The organism is Streptomyces sp. WZ-12, from assembly GCF_028898845.1.
Lineage (GTDB): Bacteria > Actinomycetota > Actinomycetes > Streptomycetales > Streptomycetaceae > Streptomyces.
In genome coordinates this window covers 1,535,189-1,560,080 of sequence record NZ_CP118574.1, presented here as the reverse complement: position 1 = coordinate 1,560,080, position 24,892 = coordinate 1,535,189, and the positions used below count along the sequence as shown (strand labels likewise).

Sequence of the window (24,892 nt, the reverse complement as noted above, 5' to 3'; positions counted from 1 at the left end):
CCCCGATCAGGGGCTCGCCGCTGATCAGGACGCTGGGCTTCCCCGGAGCCAGTCGGCGCCCCGCCGTGCCTCCTCGTGAGTCGCCCCCAACGCCCGCTCCGCCGGAACGGTGCGATCCGGTCGCACTCCCACCCCCTCCCAGTTGGTCCCCGTCACCGCGCTCACCGTCCGCGCGGTCGGCACCGTGACCGTGATGTGCTCGGTCACCGGATGCCGATCGGTCGGGTGCGCGTCGCCCCGGGTGGTCTCCCCGACGACCACCGCCCGCCCGTGCGCCTGAAGGGCGTACGCCACGTCCTCACCACCGGAGAACGTCGTCGCGCTGGTCAGCGCGTACACCGGGCGGTCGAGGTAGCGGGGCGCCGGCAGATGCGACGCCGTCCAGTACTGCCGGGTGGAATCGGTGGCCCGCGAGTAGGTGTCGTTCAGGTGCACCTGGTCGTCGGGGAAGAAGTAGCTGCACCACAGGGCCGCGCCCTCGGGTGCGCCCCCGCGGCACTCCCGCAGGTCGAGCAGGAGCGCGCGGGTGGGGGCGCCCAACTCCATCGCCGCACCGATCGCCCGGATGCCCTCGCCGCCGTCCGCGATCCGCCGGATGTCCATCCGTCCTACGTTCCCGTCGAGTTGTTCCACGGCGCGGATGCCCTGGTTCTCGGCCCGCAGCAACGCGAGGAAGGCGGCCCGCCCCGCGTCGTCGTCCTCCGACGCCACGGACTGCGGCTCGTCCCGCCACAGCAGCCTGAGGTGCCGGTCCGGGCAGACCTCCTGGAGGTGGGCCGTCACCGCCGTACACAGCCCCGGCCCGTCCAGCGCTACGCATTCGCCCGCCGCCAGCCGACCCCGTATGGCCGCCTCGATCGTCGCCGCCCGCTCCGGGAACACATACCCGGCCACGATCCGGTCGAGCGCCGCCCCGACGATCCGCGCATTCCGCCGGGCGTCCACCACCCCGGGACCCGGTGCCCCCACTGGCCCCTTCTTCCTTCGTCCCTCCGCCCACTCCTCCTGCTCCTCCTCCTTCTCGTTCTCCTCCGTCACCTTCGCACCCGCCCCCGTGTCTCGTCGCACGGTCATCGATCCGTTCCCCTCTCCGTCGGCCCCGGAGTGAGCCGGACCCGGCCGGTGAACCAGGGCGCCGGCCACGCCGCACACTGCCCCCGCCTCGCCCCGCCCCTCTCTCCCCTTTCCTGCCTTTCCCTGCGGCCCCGCCCGTACGGCGCTAGCGTGCACACGGCATACGCGACAGGCGCGATACTCACGACGCTCACGTGAGGAACGAACAGCCCCTTGCGGCGCTCAATCCGCCTTGTGGTGTGCATTTTGACCACCAGCCAGAATTGCTCGCCTCCCTGCTCCCACCCGCACCGCGATCGCCCGCCCCTCCCTCGCCTCTCGCCTCGTATCCCGTCTCCCATCCTTCCCGAGGAGTTCAGCCGTCCATGGAACCGCGCACCGCACAGCGCGCACGATCGCTCTGGCTGGCAACCGAACCGCTGCACGCCGTCTGCTACTTCGACGACGACTGCCGGGCGCTGGGCAAGGACCTCGGCCTCAAGGGCTTCTGGATGGGCTACTTCGCCACCCGTATCGCGCCCCTCGGCGCAGTCGCCCCCGCCCTCGCCACTTCCGTGCTCGGCGTGTTCGCCCCCTGCATGGTGGCCCGTGCGCTGCCCGCTGCCTGGAACATCGTCAGCCCCGACCGTGTCCTCGGCGAACGCGGCACCCGCGCCGCCCGCGCGCTCCGCGCCATCCACCCGGGCCTGGACCGGTCCGCCACCGCGCTCCTGCCCCGCCTCCAGGCGCTCGTTGACAACGCTCCCGACACCGCCCGCCCGCTCTTCGCCGCCAACCGCGCGCTACGCGACCAGGCCGACCCCGTGGAGCGGCTGTGGCAACTGGCCACCACACTGCGGGAGTTCCGGGGCGATGTCCACCTGGCCGTGCTCGCCGACCGGGAGTTGGACGCCTGTGAGGCGCTGGTGCTCGCCGCCGCCACCGGGCGCGTGCCACGGGACACGATGCGGGTGGACCGCGGCTGGACCGAAGAGGAATGGGCCGCCGCCACGGACCGCCTGCGCGCCCGGAACCTCGTCGATGCCCATGGTGCCGCCACCGCCCTCGGCCGAAGCGCACGCACCCGCATCGAGGAGGACACCGACCGCCTGGCCGCCCGCTTGCTCCGCCCCCTCCCGCCCGCGGAGAGCGATCACCTCCTGGAACTGCTGACCCCCCTCGCCCGCCGCGTCCTCGCCGCGGACCTGCTGCCGTTCCCCAACCCCATCGGCCTGCCGCGCCCGGACACGCCATAGCGTCGCCCCGCCCCGCGTCACCGCCGCGCACTGCCGCTCGCCACCGCAACATCCGGTACCCCCTTCCGCTCGTCGGCACGACCGCTTCGAGCCGCCGACCTCGCACGATCCGACTGATTTCGAAGGTAACTCCCCGCACTGACAATCGACTTCCGGCACCGCTGCGGCCCCTGCCGGACGACGAGGTGATTGTCGGCTCGGCTACGACGTGATTGTCATTTGGTGGTTCGATGGGTGCTTTGGGGTGCTTTGCAGCAACAGATCGGATCACCTCCGACGGAAGCGACGTTGTCTGAGTATGGATCCGAGAGAATTGTGGGACCGCAACGCCGTACTGGCAGAAGCGTTCTGTCTTGGAGACGAACGTGTCCGGGAAGCGCAGGCCAGACTTGACGAGGCGCAGGCCGACCGCTCTCGCGTGCTGGCGGCATTCGCGGTCACGGTGGGCAGCACGGGCGCGGTGGCCGGGCTGTTCGGGCTCAACGAACGGGAAGTCCGGGTCGCCCGGCGCACGGTGGGCAAGGACGACGCCCGGGCCGTCGCCGAGGAACTGCTGTCCACCGTCCGTACACCGCCCAAGGAACCGGACGAGCCCGTCCCGGCGCCCGACTGCACCGCCGACTACGCGGCCGCGGCCTCCGCCCAGCAGGCGTACGCCGCACCGGCACAGCCGGCCGGCACCCGCCAGGCCACTGCGCCCCCCGGTTTCGCGACGGACCAGAACTGGTCACCCGCCATGGACGCGGTCCTGATCGGCAGTTGGCAGACCGGAGTGGACCTGCGCGAACTGGCCGCCGAATTCGGCCTGGACCTGTCCCGCCTGATGGCGCGCGCCCAGCAACTCTCCGCCCAGGGTCGCTTCTACCCCGGGCCCACCGAGACCCATGCGGGGCGCCACCGCCGCGGCCCCGGCGAGGTGCAGGACGGCGAATACACCATCCCCGCCCAGCAGACGACGTCCTGGAACCCGGCGTCCGCCGCCCACCACATGACGTCCGCCGCCTGGCAGACGGGCGCGATGCCCTACACCGACCCTGTTGCCGACGTCACCGCCCTCGCCTCCGAATGGGACAGCGCCCTCGCCCCCTGGGGGACCCTCACCCCCGCCGCTCACGAGGAGCCCGCGCCCGCATACCAGCCCTGGGCCCAGTACCACCTCAGCTCCTAGCGCGCGAACACGAAATCAGTTGCCGAATGACCTATCAATGACGAATTTCGTTAGATACCTAGCCTGAATATTGTGAAGTCGTTACTCTGACGGGCAGTCCCGCTGGGCTGCCCGGTCGTGCGCGCAGCCCCGAGCAGACCGGCAGAGAGCGCAGACCGCCATGACCTCGTCCGTACCCGCCCCGGGCCGCACCCTGACCGAAACCGAGCGCACCCGGCACCGCCGGCTCCGCGAGCAGGGCAGCCTCGACCGCGCCGAACTCGACGCCATCCTGGCCGCCGGCTTCGTCTGCCACCTCGGGGTGAGCATCGACGGCAGCGTGCGGGTGGTCCCCACCGTCTACGGCTCGGACGGCACCACCCTCTACTTCCACGGCTCGGTCGCCAGTCGCAGCCTGGTGGCCTCCCCAGGGGCGGAGGTCTGCGTGACCGTCACCCATGTCGACGGCCTGGTGCTGGCTCGTTCGGTCTTCGAGCACGGCGTCAACTACCGCAGCGCGATGCTCTACGGAGCGCCCCGGCTGATCACCGACGACGAGGAGAAGCTGGCCGGCCTGCGCTGCCTCACCGAGCAGTCGGCGCCCGGCCAGTGGCAGTACGCCCGCCGCCCCAACCGCAAGGAACTCGCCGCCACGGCCCTGCTCGCCCTCCCGCTCGACGAGGCATCGGTCAAGATCCGGACCGGTGCCCCCGACGACGGCGACGGCCCCGACGCCCAACTGGGCCTGTGGGCGGGCGTCCTTCCGCTCCGCACCACCTGGGAGGCACCCCAACCGGATCCCGCCCTGGGGCCGGGGATCGCCGTGCCCCCGCACATCGCCGTACGGGCGGGTACGGCTGCGCCGTAGGGACGGTGGTGCGGCGCGATGGCTGCCTATAGGGCCGGCTCCGGGCGGCGGCGGTCACCGGGGACGACGGCACGTGGCGGCCCCACGACCGGTGACGAGCCGCGGAGCCGCGACTCGACCAGGACGTGCGCCGCTCGGGGTGTGCACCAGCCAGGGCATGTGGAGCCGTGATCAGGCAGGTATGCGGGGGCGTAACGGACCGCGCCCGCCGGTCAGTTCTCCCGCAGCGCCTTGCGCTTGTACCAGGCGACGATGAGCGCGGCCAGGCCGCTGACCGCGATGAAGCCCATGGCCAGGAGGAACGCCGGCGACGTGGGTGTCGACGCCCGGGCGCCCGCGACCGCGTAGGCCGCCGTATTGGGGACGCTGCCCACCGCCGTGGCCAGGAGGTACGGACCCCAGCGCATCCGGGAGACGGCCGCCGAGTAGTTCATGGCCGCGAACGGCAGCCCGGGCATGAGCCGGATCGCCAGGATCGATCGGAAGGCGTGCTCGCTCAACTGCCGGTCGGCGGCGGCCAGCCAGCGGTGTCGTAGCAGCGGCCGCAGCGCCTCCTGCCCGAGCAGCCGCCCGAGCCCGAACGCCAGCCCGGCGCCCAGCACCGTACCGGCCAACGCGGTCACCAGCCCCGCTTGACTGCCGAAGAGCGCCCCCGCGGCCAGGTTGAGGACCGGCCGTGGGACGAACGCGGTGGTGCACACCCCGTAGGCCAGCGTGAAGGCCACCAGGGCCGCCGGGCCCGACAGTTGTGCCGACCAGCCGCCGGCCAAGAGGCGCTGCGGATGCAACAGCAGCATCGTGGACGCGGCGGCGGCCAGGAGGGCCAGCAGCAGGGCCAGGCGTGACCAGGGGGAGAGCAGCACGCGCGTGCAGCGCGCGGCGAGCCCGTCGGGCGGTGCGGCGGGGGCAGGCATCCCGGGAGCGTAACCGACGAGAGTGACGCGGGGCCGGATTCCGGGCCGCAGGGCAGTGAACTGGGCGATCCGGCCCTGGGGTAGGGAATCGGGAGCAGGCCCTGGTGCCTCGTGCCTCGTTCCCCTGGTCACGGGCCGTGTCCCGGTACCGGGGGCTCAGATCCGCGCGCACCGTAAATCGTTCGACGCCGGTCCCGCGCCTCGGCACCATAGGACGCATGCTCCGGTACGCCGTCCTCCCGATGTCGTCCGCGGTGGCCATCGCCGCCGCGGACGCGCCGGAGGCTGCCACCGGATTCCTCGCCGCGGCCCCGGCTATCGACGGCACCGCATCCACCGCCGTCTTCACCAGTACGGCAGCCGTCGCGCTCGCCGCCGCACCCGTCCCCGCACCCGTTCCCGCCGCCGCAGCCCTGTCCGCTGCCGCCCCGGCGCACGGCACGCGAAGCTGACCCTCTCCGGATCGTCCGGCGGACCCCGCAAGGGGAGGGTCGGAGCGGGCCAGGGGTCCCCACGGCGCCAAGTCGCCGTCAACACCGCATCCTTGCGAGGAAATCCCATGCCCAAGACGGCATACATCCGGACCAAGCCGCACCTCAACATCGGCACCATGGGCCACGTCGACCACGGCAAGACCACCCTCACCGCCGCCATCACCAAGGTCCTCAGCGACCGGGGCACTGGCACGTTCGTGCCGTTCGACCGTATCGACCGGGCCCCGGAGGAGGCCGCCCGCGGCATCACCATCAACATCTCGCACGTCGAGTACGAGACCGACACCCGGCACTACGCCCACGTCGACATGCCCGGCCACGCCGACTTCATCAAGAACATGGTCACCGGCGCGACCCAACTGGACGGCGCGATCCTCGTCGTCTCCGCGCTCGACGGGATCATGCCGCAGACCGCCGAACACGTCCTGCTCGCCAAGCAAGTTGGCGTACGGCACCTCGTCGTCGCGCTCAACAAGGCAGACGCGGGCGACCCCGAACTCACCGACCTGGTGGAGTTGGAGGCGCGCGAACTCCTCACCGCGCACGGCTACGACGGCGAACACCTCCCCGTCGTCCGGGTCTCCGGCCTCCGCGCCCTGGAGGGCGACCCGCGCTGGACGGACGCCATCGGCGCCCTCCTGGACGCCGTGGACACCTTCGTCCCGGTGCCCGACCGCTACGTAGACGCCCCGTTCCTCCTCTCCGCGGAGAACGTGCTCACCATCACCGGGCGCGGCACCGTCGTCACCGGGGCCGTCGAGCGCGGTACGGTGCGCTGCGGCGACCAGGTCGCCGTCCTGGGCGACGAGACGCTGCACACCGTCGTCACCGGGGTGGAGACCTTCGGCAAGCCCATGGAGTCCGCCCAGGCCGGGGACAACGTCGCGCTGCTGCTGCGCGGGCTGCACCGCACGCAGGTGCGCCGCGGAAACGTGATCGCCGCCCCGGGCAGCGTCACCCCTCGACGCCGTTTCACGGCCGAGGTGTACGTCCTCTCCACCGAGGAGGGCGGCCGCCGCACACCGCTGTCCACTGGCTACCGGCCGCAGTTCTACCTCCGCACCGCGGACCTGCCCGGCGTCGTCGACCTCGGCGAACGCGCCGTCGCCCGGCCCGGTGAGACGGTGACCGCAACGATCGAACTCGGCCGCGCCGTCCCCCTGGAGCCCGGCCTCGGCTTCGCCATCCGGGAGGGCGGCCGCACCATCGGGGCGGGCACGGTGCGCACGGTCGAGGAGTAGGCGCGCGGCTCCACTGGAGCCTGTCAGGAACGGGTCCTGCTCGGCCAACTTGGCCGAGCAGGACCCCTGTTCACATCGAGGGCGCGCCTCTACGATCCCGCCGGTGTGCACGCCCGCACACGGTGCGCGCCCCTGCGCCCTGCGCTTCCGCCGGGCGCTGCCCGCAAGTGGCACAAAGAGGTTGCACAACGGCGGAAGCTGCACAAAGACCCTGTACAACGACGGAAGGGCAACCCATGTCGCGGCGAACGGCGCTGGTCCTCGGCGGCGGAGGGCTCACCGGCATCGGTTGGGAGGTCGGCATGTTGGCCGGTCTCGCCGAGGCCGGGGCCGACCTCTCCGACGCCGACGTCGTCATCGGCACCTCCGCCGGGTCGATCGTCGGGGCGCAACTCACCTCCGGTCGTTACCCGCTGGAGGAGCTGTACCGGCGCCAACTGACCGCTCCCAACGGGCGGTCGGTCGCCGCCCGTATGGGCCCGACGGCGTTCGCGCGGTTCGCGGCCATCGCGCTGCGCTCCCGTGACGCGGTGTCGTTCGGCGCCCGGATGGGGCAGCTCGCGCTGGCGGCGCGCACCGTTCCCGAGGCGGACCACCGCGCGGCCATCGCCCGCACCCTGGGTGTGGACGGCTGGCCTGACGGACGGCTGTGGGTCACGGCGGTGGACTCGTCAACGGGGGAGCGGGCCGCGTTCGACGGTACGGGTGGGGTCCCGCTCCTCGACGCGGTGAGCGCAAGCTGCGCGGTGCCGGGCGTCTATCCGCCGGTCACGATCGGCGGGAGGCGGTGGGTGGACGGCGGCGTGCACTCCAGCGCCAACGCGGACCTGGCCGCGGGCTACGACCGGGTCGTGGTCATCGCCCCGATCGCTGTCGGTGGCGGACCGGTCGCCGCGCCCCGCGCCCAGGGCTCCCGGTTGGCCGGACGTGGTGCCCAGGTCTGCGTGATCACCCCGGACCGCACCTCCAGAGCGGCCTTCGGGCGCAACGTACTGGACCCGGCCAAACGCCCCGACGCCGCCCGCGCGGGCCGCCGCCAGTCAACCCTCCACATCGAGGAGGTCCGAGCCCTCTGGACCACCACCTGACACCTGACTCGTTGTCCCCCTGCGCCCCATCCTGGCCCCTGACCTCCTCTGATCCGCGACTCCCTCCACGACTCCCTCCAGTGCTCTGATCCACGGCTCCCTCTGGTGCCGCCCGCGTTCTACTGCGCCTCCTTTCCTCCCCGTTGCCTCCCACCTCGCTGTCCCCACCTGCCTCGGCCGACTCACGCCATCCCACTCCACGTCATCCCACTCCACCCACCCAGCCACCCACCTGCTTCGACCGTGCTCAGGTGCCCCGGCCGTCCGGTCCCACCCGCCCGTCACAATGGCAGGGTGCACAACGAACCAACGGCCGCTGACGCGCCCGATGTCCAGGAGTCCGACATCCCGGCAGCGCACCGGGCCGCCCCGGGGGCGGAGGCCGCCTCGACATCCTCGACCGTCTCGCCCCCCACGACCGCGTCAGCCGAGGATCCGATCCCCGTCGAGGACCCGAACACCGTCGAGGATCCGATCCCCGTCATCCGCACCGTCGACCACGGCACCGCCAAACTCCTCCCCGACGTCGACCGCCCCCGCGCTTGGCTGCTCACGGTGGACGGCGCACCGCAGTCGTACGTGGACCTCGACGCACCCACCCACCTGGAGTTCGAGTACGTCCGCAGGCTCGCGCACGTCCTGGACGAGGCCGCGCCTCCGGGTGAGCCGCTGGACGTGCTGCACCTGGGTGGCGGCGCGCTGACCCTGCCCCGCTACCTCGCCGTGACCCGCCCGCACTCCCGTCAGGACGTGGTCGACGCGGACCGCGGCCTGCTCGCCCTGGTGGCGGAGCACCTTCCGCTGCCGGACGACTCCGGGATCCAACTGCACGCTAAGGACGCCCGGGAGGCGCTGGAGGCGGCGCCGGAGGGCGGCGTCGACGTGATCGTCGCGGACGTCTTCAGCGGTTCACGCGTGCCCGCCCAGTTGACCTCCGTCGAGTATGCGAAGGTCGCCGCCCGCGCCTTGCGCCCCCACGGTTGCTACGCCGCGAACCTCGCGGACAGTGCGCCGTTCGACTTCCTGCGTCGCCAACTCGCCAACTTCGCGGCGGCGTTCGCGCACCTCGCACTGATCGCCGAGCCGTCGGTGCTGCGCGGCCGTCGCTTCGGCAACGCCGTACTGCTCGCCTCCCAGGCCGAGTTGCCCGTCGCGGGGTTGGCTCGACGGGCGGCGGCCGATGCCTTTCCCGCGCGGGTTGAGCACGGGGCGGCGCTGCGGCGCTTGATCGCCGGCGCCCGCACGGTGCCTGATGCCGAAGCGCTGCCGTCCCCGGTACCGCCGGAGGGCACGTTCAGCGTCGGCTGAGTGGTTGGCAGTTGGCGGAGCGACGACCGCTTGGCGGATGCAAGGCATCGGCCACCGCCCCCGGTGCTCTCTGTGCTGACTGCGGAGCTCCCGTCGCGCTCCCCGGCGTGCCGTGGCTGAGCCGGGCCTGGGTGCCGACGGGTAGTTGGCGCGGCCTGGGCGCGGGGCTTGGGTCGGGCCGCACCGGGCATGGGGGCGCGGTTGCTTGCTTGTCCCGGCCTTGTCTCTCCTCCGGTCTTGTCTCTCCGGGATTGACCGATCGACCTCCGGTTTCGACTCTCGGTCTCGGTCTCGGTTCCCAGTTTCCGGCTCTCGGGTTTCGCCTCTCGATTCACCTCCGCGGTCTTGCCTCCGTGGCGCCTCCCCTTGCCTCCCTTCCTCTTTCTCGGCAACGATTACGGAGAGTGATTAGTTCCCCGCGTTGTGTTGGTGCGTTCCCGGGTCTTGTGCGGGGGCGTTGCTCGTGCGGTGTTGGGGGTTTTCGGGCCGGGGTGGGGAGTTGGGAGGGGCGGGGGCTTCGGGGGTGGTGGTCGGGCGGCGGGTGAGATGGCGGACGTCGGGGATGAAGAGGACGGCGGCCGTGAGGAGGACGATCAGGGCGGCGCAGGACCACAGGGCGGCGGGGCGGCCGATCAGGTCCTGGGTCGGGCCGGCCAGGGAGGTGGCGACGGGGACCATCGCCAGGGAGCCGAGCCAGTCGTACGAGGAGACGCGGGAGAACTTCTCCTCGGGGATCTCCTGATGGAGGGCCACCATCCAGGTCACCGCGAAGACCTCGATCGAGATCCCGGTGCAGAACATGATCGGGGGGAGCCAGCCGGCCGGCACCGGGATGGCGAGCGCGGCGGCTGGTAGGGCGACCGGGAAGACGCCGAGCGTGCCGGTCAGGAGGATGCGGCGCGGTGTGAGGCGCGTCATCAGGAGGGCGCCGGCGGCGGTGCCCGCGCCGAACGCGGCCAGTGCCAGGCCCCAGGGGCCGGCGCCGCCCAGGCGTTCCTTGGCGACCAGCGGCCCGTAGACGGACTGAACCGTGATCATCATGGCGTTGACGACGGAGAACTGCACCACGATCGCCCAGAGCCACGGCCGGGAGACGACCTCCCGCCAGCCGTCCCGCAGGTCGTCGAGGATTCCGCCGCTCGCGGCCCGCTTCGGGACGCCGCTGACGTCGAGGAACGCGCGCAACGCCCCGGCGACGGCGAAGGCGGCGGAGTCCACCGCCAGTACCCACCCCGGGCCGACGGTGGCGACCAGGGCGCCGCCGAGCGCGGAACCGCCGATGGTCGCGCCGTTCACGCCGATCCGGAACACCGCGAAGGCGCGGCCGGCCTGTGCACCGGAGACGCTGGCGAGCACCATGCCCTCGGAGGCCGGCGCGAAGAACGCCTGCCCGGTGCCGCCGAGTGCGGCCAGCAGCACCATCTCCCACAGGCGTGCCGTCCCCGAGAGGATGACCAGCGCGAACGCGCCCTGGGAGACGAAGTTGACGCAGTTCGCCGCGACCATCACGTGGTGTCGGGGGAGCCGGTCGGCGACCGCACCCCCGATCAGCAGGAACAGGATGAGCGGGACCGTGCGGGCGGCGGCGACCAGCCCGACGTCGGCCGCGGAGCCGCCCGCGTCGAGGACCGCGAACGAGGTGGCGATCATCGCGCCGCTGTTGCCGAGGCCGGCGATCACGGTGGCGGCGCTCAGCAGGACGAAGTTGCGTCCTGCCCACGAGGGTCGGGCCGCCGCCATCAGGGACGGACCTTTCGGGCCGGCACCCGGTGGGAGCGGCTTGTCCTCAGGGGTGGTTGAGGGAGGACCTGTGGGACGGGCTGGGTGTGGAGTGGCGTTTGGCGTGGGCGGTGGGTGTGGTCGGCGGGCCCCCGTTGCGTCATGGACGTTGAGGATATGGGGAGTTGGGGAGGGGGGACACGCGGTTTTCGGCAGGAGGGTGGGGGTGTGGAGGGGGCCGGTGGGCGCGGTGGTGCGGGGCTTCCCAGCTAAGCTACCGCTAGGTAACATGGTGGCATGTCCTCAGACTCCCTGCCGTCGATCGGCGACATGATGGCGGCATCCGTGCCGATGGTCCGCACCCTGAACCTGGAGTTCACGGAGACCACCGCCGAGCGTGCCGTGGTCCGCATGCCCGACCAGCCCGACTTCCACAATCACGTCCAGGGGCCGCACGCCGGCGCCATGTTCACGCTCGCCGAGTCGGCGAGCGGCGCGATCGTGATGACGGCCTTCGGCGATCAGCTCGGCCGTGCGGTCCCGTTGGCCGTGGGCGCGGAGATCGGCTACAAGAAGCTGGCCATGGGGGCGATCACCGCCACCGCTCGGCTGGGGCGCCCGATTGCCGAGGTGATCGCCGAGCTGGACGCCGGCGAGCGCCCGGAGTTCCCGGTGCGGGTCGAGATCACCCGCGACAAGGACGGTGCGGTCACGGGCGAGATGACGATCGTCTGGACGCTGCGTCCCAACGACCCCGGCAAGTGAGCGTGAGCGGGTCGCACCACTCCGCTGAGTGAAGCGCAACGGCCCCCGCCAAGTGCGCGGTGAGCGGCCCCCGTTCCGCGGGTGACCTGCGGTTTCGTGACGTACCTGCGGCCCGCATCGGCCCGTTCTCACCGCGTGCGTCCGGAATGCACCCGCGTGCGATCGCAATCGTGATCCGGGTGGTCCGATCGAGTACGCTTCCCCGGACGCGCTGGTACGGCGCGTCCGGGGAAACGACCGATCGGTGCCCACGGCACCGGCACCGGCCCACGGGGGCCCTAGATCAGCGGAGGAATCGGCCTTGCACATCCAGGAGTGGCTGGCGACGGTACCCGCCGTGAGCGTCTACCTCCTCGTGGGGTTGGTGATCGGGCTGGAGAGCCTGGGCATTCCGCTCCCGGGCGAGATCGTCCTCGTCAGCGCGTCGATCCTGGCTGCGACCCAGGACCACATCAACCCGTACGTGCTGGGCGCCTGCGCCACGGCCGGCGCGATCGTCGGTGACTCCATCGGTTACTTGATCGGGCGCAAGGGCGGCCAGCCGCTGCTGGACTGGGCCGGCCGGAAGTTCCCCAAGCACTTCGGGCCGGACCATGTCGCCATGGCCGAGGAGAAGTTCGACCGGTGGGGCATGTGGGCGGTCTTCTTCGGCCGCTTCATCGCGCTGCTGCGGATCTTCGCCGGGCCGCTGGCGGGCGTGCTGAGGATGCCGTACTGGAAGTTCCTGATCGCCAACGTCCTCGGCGGCATCATCTGGGCCGGTGGTACCACCGCGCTGATCTACACCGTCGGCCTCGTCGCCGAGCCCTGGCTCAAGCGTTTCTCGGTGTGGGGCCTGGTCGCCGCGGTGCTCTTCGGCATCGGGTCGTTCCTGCTGATGAAGTACCGGGCGAAGAAGGCCGCGGCGAAGCGCGAGGCGGCGGAGGCGACGAAGTCGCCGGTGGCCGCGTCCCCGGTCGACTGAGTCCACGGCCCGCGGCCGACGGCGAACGCAACGGTCCGGACGTCCTGTGTGAACAGGAGGTCCGGACCGTTGCGTTGTGCGGCCGCGCAGTCGCGTCGTCAGGGCGTCACGGCATCAGCCAGGTGTCCGGTCCGCCGGCGCGCCACTCGATGAGGCCGGTGTCGTCCCAGCCGAAGCGGGTGGTGGGGAAGCCGGCCCGGCGCAGGATCGCGGCCACGTCGCCGGGGCGCAGCGCGCGGCCCAGGTCCTGTCCGTGCAGTGTGACGCGGCGGCCGCCGGTGGACGGCGGATGCACGATCACGGGGGCGCGCTTCATTCCTCCAGGATGCGACGGGCCCGGTGGCCGCGCATCCCGACCGGAGTTGTCGCGTCACGCACGGTGCGAGGGGCCCGAGCCCGTGTGCCCCGCGGGTGTTCACGGGCCGGTGCGCAGGCGGGAGAAGAACGGTTGGCGGTGGGGGCCGGCGGTGCCGCGGCGCCACCAGCGGGGGTCGGTGGTGCCGGGCGGGCGGTGCGGGGTGCCGGTGCGGAGCCCGTGGCGCAGGCCGGCGAGCATGGTGCGGGCGCCCGCGATGAACAGTGGGTCGCCGATCAACTTCTTGGCTACCAGGGCCTTGCGGCAGGCCCGGAGGGCGGTGGCCGGGTCGCCGTGGGCGCGTTCGATGAGCGCATGGGCGTAGAGGATCGTGGAGTGGAGCCAGAAGTCGCTGTCGGCGTGGCGGGTTTCCCAGGCGCGGCGGGCCGTGGCTCTGGCCCGGGTGGCGTCCAGTGGGGCGAGCGCGATGGCGAGCAGGGCCCAACTGTGGGCGGGGCCGGGGCCGAACCACGGGTCGTGGGAGGCGTGTTGGGCGGCCTCCTCCAGGCAGGCCACGGCGGTGGCGGTGTCCTCGCGGTAGAGCGCCAGCACCCCGTGGGCGTGCGCGATCCGGGCCAGGCCGTCGGCGTCGGCGTGCAGCACGGCCGCCGTCCAGGCCCGAGCGAGCAGGGTTTCGGCGGCGGTGGGGGCGTTCTCCTGGGCGGTGAGGTAGCCGGCGAGCCAGAGGGCGCGGGCCCGTAGTGCGGTGTCCTCCGGGGCGAGCAGGAGGAGGCGGTCCAGGTGGGCGCGGCCCTCGTGGCGGTAGCCGCAGGCGGCCCACCGGAACCACAGAGAGACCGCGATCTCCAGGGCGCCGAGGGCGTCTTCGGCGTCCAACGGGGGGCGGGTCAGCGCCGCGTCGAAGTGGTGCCGTTCGTCCTCGACGAGGCGGACCGCGAGGTGCTGGCCGGTGCCCTGCCAGGTGATCTGGGCCTCCGCCGCGAGGGCCGCGCACGCCTGGCGGAACCGGCGCAGCGCCCCGGCCTCGTCACCCGCCTCGCGCAGTCGGGCCCGGCCGAACTCCCGGGCGCCGCACGGCAGTCGGTAGCGGGGCGGCCGGGCGGCCCCGGTGTCGTGGGCGGTTGCGGCGTCCCGTACGCGTTCGAGGACGGAGGCGGTGCACAGGCGCTCCAGGGCGCCGTCGACGGCGGCCGAAGGAACGTCACTGCTGGTGCCGACGCACCCCGCCAACCAGGGGTCGAAGTCCCCGGGGAGCACTGAGAGCCGGGCCCAGACGCGGCGGTCCAGAGGGGAGCACAGGGCGTAGCCGGCGGCGTGCGCGGCGTGGAGGGAGGTGTGGCGGACGGTGCGGGAGGGGCCCGAGTAGTGCAGTGGGCCCTCCGCCTTGAGATGGGCGGCCAGTTGGGGCAGCGTCATGCGGTCCAACTGGTGGGCGGCCAGCCCGATCGCGAGGGGGCAGCCCTCCAGGGCCCGGCAGACCGCGACCAGCAACTCCGGGGCGGCCGGGCCGGTGTGGGACGCCAGGAGTTCGACGGCCGGTCCGGCGCTGCCCTCGCCCAGCGTCACCGGGAGCGGGGTGAGCGCGATGACGCGTTCCGAGGGCAGCCCCAGGGGGCGGCGGGCCGTCGCCACGATGCGCAGCGTCGGCGCGGTTCGTAGCAACCGCCGGACCAGGGCCGCGCAGGCGTCCAACAGCGGGTCGCAGTCGTCGAGGAGGACGATCACCCGGTGGGCGCGGCAGTGGGCGGCGAGCTCTTCGGGGGTGGACCGGGGCGGGAGGCCGGCCGCGTCGAGCAGGGCGCCGAGGAGGCGGTCCGCCGCCAACTCCTCCCAGCAGGTGATCCGGACGACGGCGTCCGGGCGGTCGGCGGTGCGCTCTTCGAGGACGGCCCGGGCCAGCAGGCTCTTGCCGACGCCGGCCGGTCCGGTGAGCGTGATCGGTGCGGCCCCGTCGAGCAGCCCGGCCAACTGCTCGTGCTCGGCCGCCCGGCCCACTACGCCGGGCAGCGGCCCGTGTTCGGCCCACGCGGTCATCGGTCATCCCCAACCACGGCACAGCGCCGCGCACTTCCCTAGGAGCGACCCACGATGCCAGAACCGACCACCGGGCAAACAGCGGATGGGCTTGACCGTTAGGGGGAAACGCGTGCGGTGCGCTTGACGGGGCGGGTTCGTCTTCCTGGTGACACGGAACGGTAAACCCCAGGTCACGAAGGACGGGGTCGGCGTCCGGTGGCGGACCGGGCGCTCTTACAGTGGTGCCTTTCGACCGGATGCGCGGTGCCGCCGCGGTGCTCGGCCGGCCCCAAGTGCCTTGAGGAGAACGACCCGATGAAGTCCCTGCGCGTCAGAGCTGCGGTGAGTGTGGTGGCCCTGGGGCTGCTGGCCGGATGCGGCGGGCCGAGCCAGGACGTCGTCGACGCGTCGAACGTCCCGAAGCTGCGGGCGCGCACCGCGGACACCCGCAACGGCAAGCCGCGGACGGTGTTCCCGCAGGGTCCCCGCTCGGTGTTCACCACCTACCGCACGACCGGTGACGACGGGACCCGGGTGACGCACACCAAGTGGCACGGCCGCGCCTCCGGTTACACCGGCGACATCTGGACCTGGGTGCCGCCGCAGTACAACCAGCCCAAGTACGCCCGGAGCGGCTTCCCGGTGCTGATCGCGCTGCCCGGGGCCTGGGGGTTCCCGTCCAACTACTGGGCGGACGCGCCGTTCGCGCTGGAGGAGCGGCTCGCGCAGTGGGCGGACCAGGGCAAGACGCTGCCGTTCATCCTGGTGATGCCGGTGCTCAACCCGCGCAAGACGTACTACGACGGCAGTGACATCCCCGGCCAGCCGAGGATGGGGAGCTGGCTGACCCGGGACGTGCCGGACTTCGCCCGGGCCAACTTCCGTACCTACGCGTCGCGGGACGGCTGGGCCTTCATGGGGTCCTCGTCGGGCGGGTTCGCAGCGCTGAAGGCGGTGCTCAAGGAGCCGCAGCGGTTCAAGGCGGCGATCGTCAACGGCCCCGACACGGCGCCGGATTCGCCGCTGTGGAAGGGGCACCCGGCCGAGAAGCTGGCCAACGACCCGCGGCACCTGGCGCGCCAACTGGCCGCGCGCGGCGGTCCGCAGGTCTACCTCGCCTTCGAACTCGGCAGCAAGGAGGACGCGGTGCCCGACGTGAAGCGCTTCGTCCGCGGCTTCACCGACGGGGCCCGCGGGCCGATCCACTCCACGCTCTTCGAGATACCGGACGGCGTGCACAGCGGTCACACCTATATCCAGCGGATGCCCGAGTCGTTGCACTGGATCAGCGAGCAGTTGCAGGGTCCGGTGGCGGCGCCTTCGGTCTGACGGGCGACGGGGCGATACCGGTCGCCCCCTGACGGCTGACGCCGTCGCCGACTCCCCGCGGATCGCGGTCAGTTGGGCCGCTGCGGCTGCGAGTGTTCCATTGGCCGTTCCCGGATGCCGGCTCCCGCCATCCGTCTCCAGGCTGCCGTAGCCGACGCCCGCGCGCCATCGAGAGCGCGCGGGCGCACCGCACCGCAGGTGCGTCGCACCGGCGCGACCGGCCGCCTCCCCGAACCCCGCGCCCCCGACGCCCACACCCTCCGATCCCGCCCGCGGATTCGCGGGTGCATTGAGCCTTTGCCAACCTCACTTTGAGCAGTTCAGGTGAAGCGTCAGCACTGCTTGAACGACGCCGGTGATGCGGGTGGTGCTGCAGCGGAGTTTGCGCAGGAGGCGCCACGTTTTGAGCGTGGCCATCGCCTGCTCTCCGAGAGCCCGAATGCGCGCATGTGCGACGTTAACAGCTTGCTGACCTGCGGAGAGGTTGTTGTGCCGGCCGCGGAAGGGCACCCGGACACTCCCGCCGGCGCCCTGGTATCCCTTGTCCGCCCAGCAGGCCAGGTCGGCATCAGACAGGGCGTTGATGATGCCGTGAGTGCGGGCGGCCTTGATGTCGTGGACGGCGCCGGGCAGGGCGGGCGATGCCCACAACAGTCGGCCGTGCGGGTCGGTGAGGACCTGCACGTTCATCCCGTGCTTGCGATGCTTGCCCGAATAGAAGGGTCGGTCGGCGGCGATCCGGTCGATCGGCAGCAGGGTCCCGTCCAAGATGACGAACGCCTTGCCCTGTGCCGCCTTCACCGCCGCCGCGAGCTCCGGCGCCAGGGCGGCCAGCAGTTCCACGGCTTCGGCGACATATCGGTAGACGGTGCTGAGACCAACCTTGAACCCGGCTGCGAGCTGCGCATACGTGTGCCCACAGCGCAGGTGCGCCAACACCAGCAGGGCCTGTCGGCCAGCGGGCAGCCGGCGCCAGCGCGTACCCCGCCCGGCCCGGTGTGCAGCCAGTTGAGCCGTCAGAAACCGCAGGTGGGAAGTGGACAGGTCGAGCGCGGACGGGTAGACAAGCACGCGAAGCTCCTGGAGCAGACGAGCGATCTTGGTCGTGAACTCGTCTACCAGGAGCTTCGTCATGTCACGCACCTGGGCCCCACCCCAACACCCCATCAAGCCCAGCAGGTTGGCAAAGGCTCATTGTGTCCGTTACTTTCTGGTCCCTATGCGCTAACGGACCGTCAGGAAGAGATCCGAACGGTTGCGTACGAGGTGGACGTCAAGAGCCAATAGACCCAAAAGTACGGCTTGTTGAATCTCCGTCAGGTTGCAGAAGGTTGCAGTTCACTGTTGGACCGTGGCCTATGCCGTGATGCTAAGATCATCGCACTTGCCAACCGGGTAGTCACCTGCTATGGCAAATGGGAATTCCGCGCATTGGCCTGAGATGAAACGCCACCCCGGGGAGAGCTATGCCATTAGCCGGGCCCTCAGAGGCATTCTGGCAGGCGACCGTGCGCGGCCGATCGTCTATTGTCTGGTGGCCGCGCATGAACATCCGTACGGCAGCCGGACATTCGGCACCTGGTGGCTTCGTCGTCCGAAGAGAGACTTATGACGCAATACTTCCAGGACCCAGCGCTGTGGGCTTTGGTCGCTGGTACACCTGTCGCCGCAACCGCGATCATTCGTGGTCGGAAGAAGATTTCGGAGCTGAGGAAAGAAAAACTTGAGCTGAAGCAGCACTACGCGCAGCTGGAGGAGCACTACGCGGAGGCCGTGGAGGAGGCCAAGGAGCGTGCCGAGGAAGCCACCAAGAATACCCTGAAGACCGCCATGCGGACCCTCCAAGGTCTGGCGAGCGAACAGCAGTTGACGATCTCCAAACTCCAGGAGACGTACGGCGAGCATAAGATCCTGCAGGACCTGCTGGACATCGACCACATGAACTCGCAGTTCGCGCGTCGAGCCCAGTCCATCGCCGTGCTCTGCGACGGTTGGCTCGGCCGGAGGCGAAACGATGCCTCACTCTACGACGTGGTCCGCAGCGCCAAGGGCCGTATTCGTCATTTCACCCGGGTCGAGATCCGGTCGCAGAGCAATTTCGCCATCGTCAGCCGCGCCGTGGAACCGGTTGCGCTGGTCCTCGCCGAACTGCTGGACAACGCCACCAGTTATTCGGCGCCGGAGACGGCGATCGAGATCAACATCCGCCCGGTGCCCAAGGGCGTCTGCATCATCGTCGACGATGCCGGTGTCGGCATGAACGAAGAGGAAAAGGCGCGGGCCGGTCAGCTCCTTTCCGGCGGCACTTCGGCCAGCGTTTCCAGTCTCGGTAATCCGCCGCAGTTCGGATTCACCGTCATCGGTGTGCTCGCCGCGCGCTACGGCTTCACGGTGTCGGTCGACTCCACCTCGCCGTACGGCGGTGTGCGCGCGGTCGTCCTGCTCCCCGACGAGCTGCTCACGTCCCTGCACGAACCTGAGGAGGGTCCCGCCGTGGCCGCGTCCATCCCGTTGCCGCCCGAGAATCCCTCTGGTCAGCAGGGCGCCGCGGTCCCGGGGCGACACCGGGCGGTGGCCGAGACCGGCCTCCCCGACGAGGACGCCGGCCGCCCGGCCATCGTCGAGACGACCGCCGGCGGTCTGCCCAAGCGTCGTCGCCGCGGCGCGATATCGATCGTGCCGTCGGAGTCCGAGAGCACTCCCACTCCGGCTCGCGACAGTGCCCGAACGGCGTCCGCGATGGGCGCATTCCAGCGCGGTACGCAATCGGGCCGTCGTTCCACCCAAGCAAGCAGTGAAGGGCATGAGGTTCCGTGAACTACGATCTGTCGTGGATGCTTGACAGTGCTCTGGAATTGCCTGAAGCGCAGCATGCCATTCTCGTTTCCGCCGACGGGCTGTTGATGGCCCGTTCGAAGGAGGTCGGCCGGGACCACGCGGATACCGTGGCCGCCGCCATGAGCGGAATGCAGTCGCTGAGCCGCACGGTCGCCAACTTCTGCAACACTGACGGGCCCAACGCGCGTCCGCAATGGCGGCAGACGCTAGTGGAGTTCGACCACGGCTGGGTCTTCCTCATCTCGGCCGGCGAGGGTGCCTATCTTGCGGTCTCGGCGTCGCCCGACGTCGACATGGCGGAAATCTCCTTCCGGATGCAGCAGTTGGTCGGTCAGCTCGGCAAGGCGCTGACCAGCCCGCCGCGGGAGAGGGCCGATATCCAACCATGAGCACCGATGACGAGCCGGAACTGGTACACGAAGCAGCGGAATTAGTACGGCCGTACGTCATCACCAACGGCCGGGACCTCGTCGACGACAATGCCTTCTCGTTGCTGACGCTGGTCACCATCGCTCAGGAACCGCCCCGGACCACGCCGCTCGACCCGGAGAAGCAGCGGCTATTGGAGCTGTGCGCCGGGGGTTTCCTGTCGATCGCCGAGATAGCCGGGCACACCGGTCTGCCGGTGGGCGTCGTCAGAATTCTGGTGTTCGATCTCACGGAGGAGGGCCATCTCTATGTGCGCGCGCCCATCCCCAGCGCTCAGCTTGTCGAACGGCAAATCCTTGAGGAGGTGCTGAATGGGCTCCAGGCTCGCTTCGGCTGACGGCGTGTATCTGCGGAATTCCGTGCAGACCGCCGCGAAGATCCTGGTTGTCGGGCACTTCGCGGTGGGCAAGACCACGTTCATCGGCACCATGTCGGAGATTCCGCCGCTGCGCACCGAAGAGGTCATGACGCAGGCCAGTGCGGGAATTGACGATCTTCGCGCGGTGCCGGAGAAGACCACCACGACGGTCGCGATGGACTTCGGCCGCTTGACGCTGAGCGAGCGGCTGGTCCTGTATCTGTTCGGAACTCCCGGCCAGCAGCGCTTCGTTCAGGTGTGGGAGGACATGACGCGCGGGGCGCTCGGAGCGCTGATCCTGGTCGATCCGCAGCGCCTTCAGGAGTCCTTCCCTGTCATGGACCTGGTAGAGCAGTACGGCATACCGTACGCCATCGCCGTGAACCGCTTCGACGGCACTCCGGACCATGCGCTCGACGAGATCCGTGAGGCGCTCGATCTGCTCCCGGAGACGCCGGTGGTCAATTGCGATGCGCGTGACCAGAAATCGTCGGCGGATTGTCTGATCACGCTGGTCCGCTATCTCCAGTCCCGTCTCAACTAGGAGCTGATCCATGCAATCACGTTCGGAATTCGAGACTCCGCCGCCGGGTTGCCCGGCACATGCCGACGGCAAGGGAACGTCCCTGCACGGTCCGGAATTCGCCGCCGCTCCGCACGCGGTCTACGAAAAGCTGCGGCAGCACGGCCCGACCGCCCAGGTCGAACTGGCCCCCGGCGTCGAGGCGGAGCTCGTCACCGACTACGGGACGGCGCTGCAGATCCTCCAGAACCCGGACGCCTTCGCCCGCGACCCGCGCCGCTGGCGGGCGCTCAACGAGGGCCGGGTGCCCCTGGACAGCCCCGTGCTGCCGATGATGATGTACCGCCCGAACAGCATGTTCTCCGACGGGGCCGACCACTTGAGGCTGCGGCAGGCGGTGACCGACAGCCTCGCCCGGCTGGACATGCACCGCGTGGGGCGGCACGTCGACCGGGTCGCCAAGTACTTGATCGAGCAGTTCAGCGGGCACGGCAAGGCCGACCTGGTTGCCGACTACGCCCGATGGCTGCCGCTGCTGGTCTTCAACGACCTCTTCGGCTGCCCGCCCGAGATCGGTGACCGGCTGGTGTTCGGCTTCTCCGGCATCTTCGACGGCATCGACGCGGAGAAGGCCAACGAGACCCTGACCGAGTCGCTGTTGGAACTGGTCGCCCTCAAGCGCGCCAACCCGGCCGACGACGTCACCTCGTGGCTGATGCAGCACTCCTCGCAGCTCTCCGACGAGGAGATGATCCACCAGTTGGTGATGCTGATCGGTGCCGGAGCGGAGCCGATGCAGAATCTCATCTCCAGTGCGTTGCGGCTGATGCTGTGCGACGAGCGGTACGCGGGCGGCCAGCACTCGGCCGGCCTGCCGGTCGACGACGCCGTCCACGACGTGCTGTGGAACAGCCCGCCGATCGCCAACTACGCCACGCACTACCCCGTTCATGACGTCGAGGTGGCCGGCAGCAAGCTGCCCGCCGGTAGCCCCGTCCTCATCAGCTTCGCCTCTGCCAACACGGACCCGGGGCTTTCGGTCGGTCGGCAGACGCTGAGCAAGCGGGCGCACCTGGCCTGGGGCGCCGGCCCGCACGCCTGTCCGGCGAAGGATCCGGCGCTGCTGATCTCGGTGCTGGCCATCGAGAAGCTGCTCAACACGCTGCCCGATATCGAACTCGGCGTGCCTGACGAGAGTTTGACCTGGCGGCCGGGCCCCTTTCACCGGGCGCTGAACGCGCTGCCGGCGCGCTTTACACCCGTACGGGTCGAGCGTCGTCAGGCCGGGCCGATGCCGGCTCCGGCGGGGGCCGGTGCCATTGGCAAGCAGGACCAGACTTCCGGGAAATCTCGGAAGAGTAGCTGGTGGAGCGGGTTTCTGTCGTGGTGGAAGGTGTGACGTTCACAACGAAGTCGATCATGAGTGCATCGTATGAATGTTCAATGGCGGGGGTAGATAGGGGTGTTGCGTCCTACATGATCTTCTGAAAGGGAGTTGCTGTGGAGCCCGCCCTGGCCTCTCGGACCGTTGACCGGCGTGCGGTGGTTTCGCTCTTCTCGCGTTTGCGGAAGGCGAGCGGACAATCAAATCCATTGCCCATCTACTCTGAACTCAGGGCCATGGGCGATGTCGTTCCAGCCCCCTGGGGCGGGTACCTGATCAACTCCTACGACCTCTGTGACCGCATCCTCCGGGACCGGGCGTGGCGGGTCCCCGACAGTGCCTGGCGGGCACGTCAGGGGGGTGGTACCCGCTGGGGTTCGCCCTCGTCCAGTGAGATGGGGCGTACTCTGCCGGCACTCAACCCGCCCCATCACACCCGGATGCGGCGGTCGTTGGGCAACATGTTCGACCGGAAATGCGTGGGTAGCATCACGCATTCCATCGAGGTGCATGCCGAGCGCCTTCTCGACCAGCTTGCCGAGAAACTGCGTGACGGCCCGGTGGATTTCAGCTCGCTGGTGAGTGAGGAGCTCCCGATGTGCTCCATCGGGGAATGGCTGCAATTGCCGTCGAGCGACTACCCGTTGCTCCTGGCGCTGGCCCACGACCAGGTATTCACACAGGAATTGCTGCCCACTTCGAGTCAACTCGCGCTTTCCGATGCCGCCACAGTGCAATTGGAGTCCTACTTCCGGGCATTGGTGCAGGAGCGTCGGAAGTTCCCCGGTGACGACCCGGTCTCGAAGTGGTTGCGCACTTGGGACGAGCTCGAAGCCGACCGGGAGGCGGTCGACGAGACCGTGTACCTGCTGGCACTCCTGGTGTTCCTGGCCGCCCCGGAGACCACAGCGACCTTGCTGTCCAGCATGGTGTGGCTGCTGCTGGAGCACCCACGCCAACTCGGTTGGTTGCGCGCTCATGAGGAGCACATACCCGATGCCGTGGAGGAGGTCCTGCGGTACGACTCCCCGAACCACATCATCAGCCGGATCGCTCCCGAGGACCTCACCATCGGTGGCACGCACATCGAGAAGGACCGGATGGTCCACCTGATGGTCGGCGTCGCCAACCACGACCCCGCGCACTTCGCCGACCCTGAGGTCTTCGACGTCCGGCGCAAGGCGAGCCACCTCAGCTTCAGCGGCGGCATTCACTACTGCCTCGGCGCGCCCCTGGCCCGCCTGGAGGCCAACACGCTGCTGTCCGCACTGCTGCGCCGCATGCCCGGCCTGCAGGTCGCCGCGCCGCCGGTGTATGCGCCGCGGGTGGGGTTCCGACGGATCGTGGAGCTTCAGGTCGTCGGAACGTGATGGAATGTCGGGCCGCCGCAGGCGGGTGGGAAACGAGGAAGACAGCACACCGTGATGAAAGACTTCAAAGCCCTCAGAGTGCTCACCGAGGGGCCGGTGGTGAGAGTGGAGTTGAACGATCCGGAGGCCGGGAACGCGGTTTCCGGACTGCTCTTGGACGAACTCCTGGCCGTACTGGGCACGTTGCACGACGACCCCCACATACGCGTGATGGTGCTCTCCGGCGCCGGGGACGACTTCTGTGTGGGGGGCGACCGGCGGGAGTTCGGTGAACTGCTCGCCGCCGACCCGGGCGGCGCGGAACTGCGCACGCTCGCGGGCAAGGCGCGCCGGGTCTGCGACGCCCTCGCCACCGTCCCCACGGTCACCATCGCCCGGCTGCACGGCGGGGTCATCGGGGCGGGGCTGGCGCTGGCGCTCTTCTGCGACCTGCGGGCCGGGGCGGACACCTGCCGCTTCCGGATGCCGGAGCTGGCCCTCGGCATGCCGCCTGCCTGGGGCGGATCCCTGCCCCGACTGCTGCACGAGGCCGGCGCCGCCAAGGTGCGCGAACTGATGCTCACCGGGGCCAACTTCGACGCCGAGAAGGCCGCGGAGCTGTCGATCCTGCACACCGTCGTCCCCGAAGGTGAGTTGGACGCCGCCGTGACCCGCTGGACCAAGCCGCTGGTCCGCCGGTCGCCCACGGCGCTGCGCACCGCCAAGCTGATGATGAACGCCTACGGGAACGCCAACCGCCTGGCGGACGCCACGCTCTTCGACGCGGAGCTGCTCTCGTCCGCGCTGAGCGCCGCCCAGCAGGCCCGGCGGGGCTGAACCCCCGCCCGTAGCAGGGGGACAGCGGACTCCGCCGGTGCGGCCCTGACCAGGCCGCACCGCCGCACGAGCGGGACCGTCAGTCCCCGGCCCCGCCGATCCGGCCGGCGTCCTCGCCACCCCCGGCGACCGGGACCGCCGCACGGTGCCGGGCGACCAGCTCCAGGTACATCGCGGCGTTGAGCTTGATGGACTCCCGCTCCTCCGCAGTCAGTTCGCGCTTGACCTTGGCTGGTACGCCGGCGACCAGCGAGCCCGGCGGCACCCGCATCCCCTGCGGTACCAGCGCCTGGGCCGCGATCAGCGAACCCGCGCCGATGTGCGCGCCGTTCAGCACCGTGGCGCCCATGCCGACCAGCACGTCGTCCTCCACGGTGCAGCCGTGCAGCACCGCGTTGTGACCGACCGAGACCCGCTCGCCGACCGTCACCGGGAAGCCCGGGTCCACGTGCACCGTGCAGTTGTCCTGGATGTTGCTGTCGGCGCCCAGCACGATGGGGCCGCAGTCGGCGCGCAGCACGGCGTGGTACCAGACGCTCGCACCGGCGGCCAACGTGACGTCGCCGACGACGACGGAGGTGGGCGCGGTGTACGCCCCGGGGTCGATGTCCGGCGCTTCGTCGCCCACCGCCGCGATCACTGCCCGCTCTGCCATCTGCGCTTCTCCTCGCCTCTCGGGTGCCGCGCCACCAGCAC

24 protein-coding genes are annotated in these 24,892 nt (G+C 70.6%); 17 read left to right on the top strand and 7 right to left on the bottom strand.

Annotation, left to right across the window (positions count from 1 at the left end; genetic code table 11):
- Positions 1–24: 24 nt before the first annotated feature.
- Entirely contained in the window at positions 25–1,074 is a 1,050-nt protein-coding gene (locus PV796_RS06640) for a S41 family peptidase (protein ID WP_274911981.1), read from the bottom strand.
- A gap of 365 nt (positions 1,075–1,439) precedes the next feature.
- Between PV796_RS06640 and PV796_RS06635 the strand changes: the two genes are divergently transcribed.
- From PV796_RS06635 to PV796_RS06625, 3 genes are all read left to right on the top strand, one after another.
- Positions 1,440–2,309 (top strand): SCO6745 family protein, encoded by an 870-nt coding sequence (locus tag PV796_RS06635; RefSeq protein ID WP_274911980.1) that lies wholly within the window; start codon positions 1,440–1,442, stop codon positions 2,307–2,309.
- A 418-nt stretch (positions 2,310–2,727) separates the two neighbouring features.
- Positions 2,728–3,477 carry a hypothetical protein gene (locus PV796_RS06630; protein WP_274911979.1) on the top strand — a complete coding sequence of 250 codons (750 nt, stop codon included), beginning with the start codon at positions 2,728–2,730 and terminating at the stop codon, positions 3,475–3,477.
- 160 nt (positions 3,478–3,637) lie between these two features.
- Complete coding sequence (locus PV796_RS06625; protein ID WP_274911978.1) at positions 3,638–4,324, top strand: pyridoxamine 5'-phosphate oxidase family protein; 687 nt, start codon at positions 3,638–3,640, stop codon at positions 4,322–4,324.
- A 212-nt stretch (positions 4,325–4,536) separates the two neighbouring features.
- Here the strand turns inward: PV796_RS06625 and PV796_RS06620 are convergent, their stop codons facing one another.
- Positions 4,537–5,238: a TVP38/TMEM64 family protein gene (locus PV796_RS06620; RefSeq protein WP_274911977.1), complete on the bottom strand. Its 702-nt coding sequence runs from the start codon at positions 5,236–5,238 to the stop codon at positions 4,537–4,539.
- 218 nt (positions 5,239–5,456) lie between these two features.
- Here PV796_RS06620 and PV796_RS06615 point away from each other — a divergent pair, with 218 nt between their 5' ends.
- The 4 genes from PV796_RS06615 to PV796_RS06600 all read left to right on the top strand — a co-directional run bounded on the left by PV796_RS06615 (position 5,457) and on the right by PV796_RS06600 (position 9,369).
- Positions 5,457–5,690, top strand: a complete 234-nt coding sequence (locus PV796_RS06615) for a hypothetical protein (RefSeq protein WP_274911976.1) — start codon at positions 5,457–5,459, stop codon at positions 5,688–5,690.
- Between the two features lie 107 nt (positions 5,691–5,797).
- Positions 5,798–6,973, top strand: coding sequence for an elongation factor Tu (gene tuf / locus PV796_RS06610; protein ID WP_274911975.1), 1,176 nt, complete (start codon positions 5,798–5,800; stop codon positions 6,971–6,973).
- A gap of 236 nt (positions 6,974–7,209) precedes the next feature.
- Positions 7,210–8,061: a patatin-like phospholipase family protein gene (locus PV796_RS06605; RefSeq protein WP_274911974.1), complete on the top strand. Its 852-nt coding sequence runs from the start codon at positions 7,210–7,212 to the stop codon at positions 8,059–8,061.
- Between the two features lie 438 nt (positions 8,062–8,499).
- Positions 8,500–9,369, top strand: a complete 870-nt coding sequence (locus tag PV796_RS06600) for a spermidine synthase (protein WP_274918888.1) — start codon at positions 8,500–8,502, stop codon at positions 9,367–9,369.
- A gap of 408 nt (positions 9,370–9,777) precedes the next feature.
- Here PV796_RS06600 and PV796_RS06595 read toward each other — a convergent pair whose 3' ends face one another.
- Entirely contained in the window at positions 9,778–11,109 is a 1,332-nt protein-coding gene (locus tag PV796_RS06595; protein WP_274911973.1) for an MFS transporter, read from the bottom strand.
- A 276-nt stretch (positions 11,110–11,385) separates the two neighbouring features.
- On the opposite strand from PV796_RS06595, the gene PV796_RS06590 reads away from it, so the two are divergent.
- The gene (locus tag PV796_RS06590) at positions 11,386–11,853 is read left to right on the top strand and encodes a DUF4442 domain-containing protein (RefSeq protein ID WP_274911972.1); all 468 of its coding nucleotides are present in this window, start codon (positions 11,386–11,388) and stop codon (positions 11,851–11,853) included.
- Positions 11,854–12,154: 301 nt separating this feature from the next.
- The gene (locus PV796_RS06585) at positions 12,155–12,817 is read left to right on the top strand and encodes a DedA family protein (protein WP_274911971.1); all 663 of its coding nucleotides are present in this window, start codon (positions 12,155–12,157) and stop codon (positions 12,815–12,817) included.
- Between the two features lie 106 nt (positions 12,818–12,923).
- On the opposite strand, the gene PV796_RS06580 is transcribed toward PV796_RS06585, so the two are convergent.
- Positions 12,924–13,133: a hypothetical protein gene (locus PV796_RS06580; protein WP_274911970.1), complete on the bottom strand. Its 210-nt coding sequence runs from the start codon at positions 13,131–13,133 to the stop codon at positions 12,924–12,926.
- Positions 13,134–13,232: 99 nt separating this feature from the next.
- Positions 13,233–15,167: an ATP-binding protein gene (locus PV796_RS06575; protein WP_274911969.1), complete on the bottom strand. Its 1,935-nt coding sequence runs from the start codon at positions 15,165–15,167 to the stop codon at positions 13,233–13,235.
- 297 nt (positions 15,168–15,464) lie between these two features.
- Here PV796_RS06575 and PV796_RS06570 point away from each other — a divergent pair, with 297 nt between their 5' ends.
- On the top strand, positions 15,465–16,478 hold the full coding sequence (locus PV796_RS06570) for an alpha/beta hydrolase (RefSeq protein ID WP_274911968.1): 1,014 nt from the start codon (positions 15,465–15,467) through the stop codon (positions 16,476–16,478).
- Positions 16,479–16,784: 306 nt separating this feature from the next.
- Here PV796_RS06570 and PV796_RS06565 read toward each other — a convergent pair whose 3' ends face one another.
- Entirely contained in the window at positions 16,785–17,549 is a 765-nt protein-coding gene (locus PV796_RS06565) for an IS5 family transposase (protein WP_274918887.1), read from the bottom strand.
- A 537-nt stretch (positions 17,550–18,086) separates the two neighbouring features.
- On the opposite strand from PV796_RS06565, the gene PV796_RS06560 reads away from it, so the two are divergent.
- The 7 genes from PV796_RS06560 (at position 18,087) to PV796_RS06530 (ending at position 24,196) form a co-directional block, all read left to right on the top strand.
- Positions 18,087–19,295 (top strand): ATP-binding protein, encoded by a 1,209-nt coding sequence (locus PV796_RS06560; RefSeq protein ID WP_274911967.1) that lies wholly within the window; start codon positions 18,087–18,089, stop codon positions 19,293–19,295.
- Entirely contained in the window at positions 19,292–19,705 is a 414-nt protein-coding gene (locus PV796_RS06555) for a roadblock/LC7 domain-containing protein (RefSeq protein ID WP_274911966.1), read from the top strand. Before PV796_RS06560 ends, PV796_RS06555 begins: the two co-directional genes overlap by 4 nt.
- Positions 19,702–20,082 (top strand): DUF742 domain-containing protein, encoded by a 381-nt coding sequence (locus PV796_RS06550; protein ID WP_274911965.1) that lies wholly within the window; start codon positions 19,702–19,704, stop codon positions 20,080–20,082. The genes PV796_RS06555 and PV796_RS06550 overlap by 4 nt, the downstream gene beginning before the upstream one ends.
- Positions 20,057–20,647 (top strand): GTP-binding protein, encoded by a 591-nt coding sequence (locus tag PV796_RS06545; protein ID WP_274911964.1) that lies wholly within the window; start codon positions 20,057–20,059, stop codon positions 20,645–20,647. Before PV796_RS06550 ends, PV796_RS06545 begins: the two co-directional genes overlap by 26 nt.
- Positions 20,648–20,657: 10 nt before the next feature.
- Positions 20,658–22,025: a cytochrome P450 gene (locus PV796_RS06540; RefSeq protein WP_274911963.1), complete on the top strand. Its 1,368-nt coding sequence runs from the start codon at positions 20,658–20,660 to the stop codon at positions 22,023–22,025.
- Positions 22,026–22,471: 446 nt separating this feature from the next.
- A complete protein-coding gene (locus tag PV796_RS06535; RefSeq protein ID WP_342456956.1) occupies positions 22,472–23,380 on the top strand; it encodes a cytochrome P450 in 909 nt (302 codons plus the stop codon).
- 51 nt (positions 23,381–23,431) lie between these two features.
- The gene (locus tag PV796_RS06530; RefSeq protein ID WP_274911961.1) at positions 23,432–24,196 is read left to right on the top strand and encodes an enoyl-CoA hydratase/isomerase family protein; all 765 of its coding nucleotides are present in this window, start codon (positions 23,432–23,434) and stop codon (positions 24,194–24,196) included.
- A 79-nt stretch (positions 24,197–24,275) separates the two neighbouring features.
- Here the strand turns inward: PV796_RS06530 and PV796_RS06525 are convergent, their stop codons facing one another.
- The gene (locus PV796_RS06525; RefSeq protein WP_274911960.1) at positions 24,276–24,851 is read right to left on the bottom strand and encodes a gamma carbonic anhydrase family protein; all 576 of its coding nucleotides are present in this window, start codon (positions 24,849–24,851) and stop codon (positions 24,276–24,278) included.
- Positions 24,852–24,892: the final 41 nt, after the last annotated feature.

Excerpts from the sequence above, each read along its gene's own strand:
- PV796_RS06540 (WP_274911963.1), top strand. The coding sequence starts at position 20,658 with ATGCAATCACGTTCGGAATTCGAGACTCCGCCGCCGGGTTGCCCGGCA.
- PV796_RS06525 (WP_274911960.1), bottom strand. The coding sequence starts at position 24,851 with ATGGCAGAGCGGGCAGTGATCGCGGCGGTGGGCGACGAAGCGCCGGAC.
- PV796_RS06535 (WP_342456956.1), top strand. The coding sequence starts at position 22,472 with ATGTTCGACCGGAAATGCGTGGGTAGCATCACGCATTCCATCGAGGTG.
- PV796_RS06570 (WP_274911968.1), top strand. The coding sequence starts at position 15,465 with ATGAAGTCCCTGCGCGTCAGAGCTGCGGTGAGTGTGGTGGCCCTGGGG.
- PV796_RS06620 (WP_274911977.1), bottom strand. The coding sequence starts at position 5,238 with ATGCCTGCCCCCGCCGCACCGCCCGACGGGCTCGCCGCGCGCTGCACG.
- PV796_RS06545 (WP_274911964.1), top strand. The coding sequence starts at position 20,057 with ATGGGCTCCAGGCTCGCTTCGGCTGACGGCGTGTATCTGCGGAATTCC.
- PV796_RS06590 (WP_274911972.1), top strand. The coding sequence starts at position 11,386 with ATGTCCTCAGACTCCCTGCCGTCGATCGGCGACATGATGGCGGCATCC.
- PV796_RS06625 (WP_274911978.1), top strand. The coding sequence starts at position 3,638 with ATGACCTCGTCCGTACCCGCCCCGGGCCGCACCCTGACCGAAACCGAG.
- PV796_RS06580 (WP_274911970.1), bottom strand. The coding sequence starts at position 13,133 with ATGAAGCGCGCCCCCGTGATCGTGCATCCGCCGTCCACCGGCGGCCGC.
- PV796_RS06635 (WP_274911980.1), top strand. The coding sequence starts at position 1,440 with ATGGAACCGCGCACCGCACAGCGCGCACGATCGCTCTGGCTGGCAACC.
- PV796_RS06615 (WP_274911976.1), top strand. The coding sequence starts at position 5,457 with ATGCTCCGGTACGCCGTCCTCCCGATGTCGTCCGCGGTGGCCATCGCC.
- PV796_RS06605 (WP_274911974.1), top strand. The coding sequence starts at position 7,210 with ATGTCGCGGCGAACGGCGCTGGTCCTCGGCGGCGGAGGGCTCACCGGC.
- PV796_RS06550 (WP_274911965.1), top strand. The coding sequence starts at position 19,702 with ATGAGCACCGATGACGAGCCGGAACTGGTACACGAAGCAGCGGAATTA.
- PV796_RS06595 (WP_274911973.1), bottom strand. The coding sequence starts at position 11,109 with ATGGCGGCGGCCCGACCCTCGTGGGCAGGACGCAACTTCGTCCTGCTG.
- PV796_RS06560 (WP_274911967.1), top strand. The coding sequence starts at position 18,087 with ATGACGCAATACTTCCAGGACCCAGCGCTGTGGGCTTTGGTCGCTGGT.
- PV796_RS06640 (WP_274911981.1), bottom strand. The coding sequence starts at position 1,074 with ATGACCGTGCGACGAGACACGGGGGCGGGTGCGAAGGTGACGGAGGAG.
- PV796_RS06575 (WP_274911969.1), bottom strand. The coding sequence starts at position 15,167 with ATGACCGCGTGGGCCGAACACGGGCCGCTGCCCGGCGTAGTGGGCCGG.
- tuf (WP_274911975.1), top strand. The coding sequence starts at position 5,798 with ATGCCCAAGACGGCATACATCCGGACCAAGCCGCACCTCAACATCGGC.